At 39.8% G+C, this 3698-nt stretch carries 3 protein-coding genes; 1 reads left to right on the forward strand and 2 read right to left on the reverse strand.

Annotated elements, in window-relative coordinates:
* A partial coding sequence (locus tag ERX35_RS11190; RefSeq protein ID WP_149459968.1) for an integrase core domain-containing protein occupies positions 1-284 on the forward strand: 284 nt, incomplete at its 5' end.
* A gap of 377 nt (positions 285-661) precedes the next feature.
* Here the strand turns inward: ERX35_RS11190 and ERX35_RS11195 are convergent.
* Entirely contained in the window at positions 662-1558 is an 897-nt protein-coding gene (locus ERX35_RS11195) for a hypothetical protein (protein ID WP_149459969.1), read from the reverse strand.
* The coding region (locus tag ERX35_RS11200) for an RHS repeat-associated core domain-containing protein (protein ID WP_149459970.1) at positions 1545-3698 on the reverse strand (2154 nt) is incomplete at its 5' end. The genes ERX35_RS11195 and ERX35_RS11200, both read right to left, overlap by 14 nt.

Below are 3698 nucleotides of genomic sequence, written 5' to 3' on the forward strand. Positions count from 1 at the left end.
TTGATAATCATCTCATAGATGAAGTGCTTGATACCTTCGGTATTCAGAGATCGTTGAGTATGAAAGGGTGTCCGTATGATAATGCGGTCGCTGAAGCAACCTTTAAAGCGATGAAGACCGAATTTATCAATCAATATCATTTTTATTCTATTGGCAACTTAAATATTGAACTTTTTGATGATGTGAACTGGTACAACAATGTTAGACCGCACGGTGCATTGAATTATCTAACACCAAAAGAATATAAAGAAATATTCTATAAAAACTGTCCAATATTATGTTGACAGACCAGTACCGAATAGCTGACACCATGGCCACCGCTCTCATCAAACTGATGTTCAGAATCCTCCTGGTCTAGATGACACTCCTCGGCATCTATATCACCCTGTTCGACAAGCCGCTACCCCTCGACCAGGCATTGAACTACAAGATCCCTGTTTTCTTCCTCGTGATGAACATAGGGGTCTCACTTGCCTTCATCGACTTCTTCGAGAAGACACAGAAACTCAGGGCCCAGTGAGGTCAATCGGATGATTTGCCACAGGTTCTTCTCCGTGAGGATTTCTCTCCTGGAAATACTGAAGGCAGGAAAAGAGGCAGACGCTCAACTGTGCACTTTCCTCTATTATTATGTCAAAAGTCAAATTTATTAAAAATAACATTAGTACTTTTCTACAATTATTGAATAATTGTCATGATTATGAGGAAAGATGATGCTATCAAATTGTGAAATTTTAAAGCTGAAATCTTCAATCTCATTCTGGAAATCCGATAAAAAGGCTATAGTGCTTTCTATATTTAAAGTATCACATAGCATACTGTTGATTCCTATCATTTCCTCCTTAACTATTTCTCCTTTATAAAATACATACTTAAGATCCTTACTTACTTTAAGTTTATCTTTGCCATAAAATGTAATGATATAATCCACAAGATTCATATGTCCATCTGTAAAAAATAGACATGTTTGAAATTGTTGCTCACTTAAGTACTCGAATAATTCCTCATCCCAAATATCAAAATTTAGTTTTTTCAATTTAATGGCACTGTTATTATCAATTATTGAATGAAAATCATTGAAGAATATAGTGTTTTCTTTTAAATCTAAATCTAGAAACGTATCGTTTAATAACTGATTGTAACTAAACTCTTGATGAAAAGAATCACTTTCAAATTTGTTTGACAATTTACATAGTATTTTAAATTTGGATTTAAAAACATCCCAGAATAATATTATACTTTTGGCATCATCCATAATTAAAAATGATCTGGAAATATATTTATTCAATTCTATTCCATTTTCTGACGTGCCTTGGTTATATAATTCATGTACTTTTGTAAGAAACCGATCTATATCTTTCTCTTTTTTAAGCTTGATTATCTCATTATTAAAGTATTCGATTGACAAGCTTTTTTTGCACTTAATCTCCGCAGTTAAAACCGTTGATATAATTTCATAAAATTTGGAAAAATTATTTATTACATCTACTTTTATCTCCTGGAATTCAGAACTGCATAAGTAATTTCGAGTTTGAATAAGACCCTTATCCTCTACCATATGTCCTCCATGTCCATCTGTGTCTTGAAGATCCTTTTGCTCTATATCTGTACGGATGAAGAGGGTAATGGATCTTATTTACTTGGTTCATCTTCTGTCTTTTTGTTCTTGCTGCTCTATGAACATGCCATACATTGCCTTTTGAATAACCATTCCAGTTTCTTGGTTCTCTATCAAGTCTGTAACTTCCAGCCCAATTGGAACGTCTATATCCAAACCTTCTTGTACCTTGAGAAAATTGGATTTGTGATTTTCCTATCTGATAGTACCGTTTAGCATGGTTATACCTTGAAGAGCTTTTGATTACTGCCTTGACTCCTCTGTAACCCCAGCCAGCTGCCTTGCCAATCCATTTACCGCCACTTGCACCCCATGCAGCACCAGCTGCTACAGAACCGTAATATTTCCATCCTGTATAACCACGGCTTTTTGCCCATCTATGCCCATCATATGCACCCCATGCGCCGCCTGCTGCAGCCCAGAACCACTTTCCATCTGCATCAATATTTTTTACTGGATTATTATTAGCATAAGCATATCCGTTATTCATTGCAACTGACTCATCACCATCAATCTCAGGGTCTACTGATAGGAATGCACCTTGCTTAGGGTTGTAGTATCTCGCCATCAGATAGTACTGACTCGACTCAGTATCATAGTAATATGAAGCATACTTAAATGGCTGATTCTTTAGATTTGAATCTTTAATATCTTCCTTCAGTACATTGCCCCAGCTGTCATATTCATAAGATGCCTGAAGATTCCCTGACATATCTGTGATACCGATGACATCGCCCCGGTAATTCTTATGATAACTGTAATACTTGTCATTGACCTTCAGTCCTAACAGTTCACCCTTCTGGTCACGGATGTACTGACGGATGACCTGGCCGTCCTGACTTTCTGCCATCAGATGGTTGGTGTCTTTATCATAGTGGTAATGTGTCGTCGTTCCGTTATGCATCTTCGTGATACGACGTCCCTGTTCATCATACTGATAGGTCCACGTCTCGCCGGTCGATTTCTCAGTCAGTCTAGTCATCTGTCCCAGGGCATTCCATTCATAGGTGAACTTACCGTCACCGGTTCTGTTGCCGTCTGCATCGTAGCTGATGGATTCACTGCCGAACTGCGTCAGCTGGTTCATGATGTTGAATGTCGCGTTCACACCGTTGACAGATGTCCGGTTGCCGCGCTTGTCGTAGACATAACTGAAGATCTTACCACCTATCTTCTCCTCAGTCAACTGGTCCATCGCATCATACTGATACACACTGACGACACCATTCGACTGTTTCTGACTCATGTTACCATACTGATCATAGCTGTACTGATCATTGACAACGTTCGCAGTACCCATCTCTGACATGATGCTTTCAATGGCCCCGTTCTCTCCGAACTCATAGTCGATGCTTCCGGTATTCATCGGTAATTTCGTCTGATTGACTCTGCCGAGTTCATCATGTCGGAACAGCCATTTGTTGCCTGGCATGCCGTAAATCTCGATTTCGCCCGGATATCTGACATCCTCCGGTGAAACTTCAGTGCCGTCAGCGTTCAGTACATATTTCTCCCTGTAACTGTATGTGTATGTGCCATCAGGTCCTGTCACTGAAGTCAGTCGTTTAAATGAATCATACTGATAAGTATAGATACGGCTTGCTGCATTTGAGTCAGAGCTGCCGGACACCGTCATCTTTGTCACGAGGTTCTGATCATTATAGTCAAATTCGATCCGGTTCTTTGATGCTGCGCCATCCCCTGAATCAGAGGCACTGAGGATACTTTTCAGCTGTTTGATTCCATCCGCATCCGCATAGATAAAACGGACTGCATTTTTCTTTCCTGTCTGTTTGGCATCATATTCAATACGGTTCAAAAGTCCGTCTTTTCCGTAGACTTCCTGTGTTCCATCCTCATCCTGGATGATATACTCTCCGTTCAGGATATTGAATTCATAGTCAACTCCTGTCGGCGCCAGAAGCTTTCCATCCTGATTGATGAATAAGTGATTGGAGCCGTCCTCCTCTGTATACTGGACGACCTTCGGCGTGACAGCTGTATCTTCAATATTCAGTCTGCGTTCAAATCCACTCATCCATCCGAGACCGAACATACCTGTATGATTGGTCTTCGAGTT

The organism is Macrococcus equipercicus (assembly GCF_004359525.2).
GTDB lineage: Bacteria > Bacillota > Bacilli > Staphylococcales > Staphylococcaceae > Macrococcus > Macrococcus equipercicus.

Coding starts and splice junctions, on each gene's coding strand:
- ERX35_RS11195 (WP_149459969.1), bottom strand. CDS start 1,558: ATGGTAGAGGATAAGGGTCTTATTCAAACTCGAAATTACTTATGCAGT.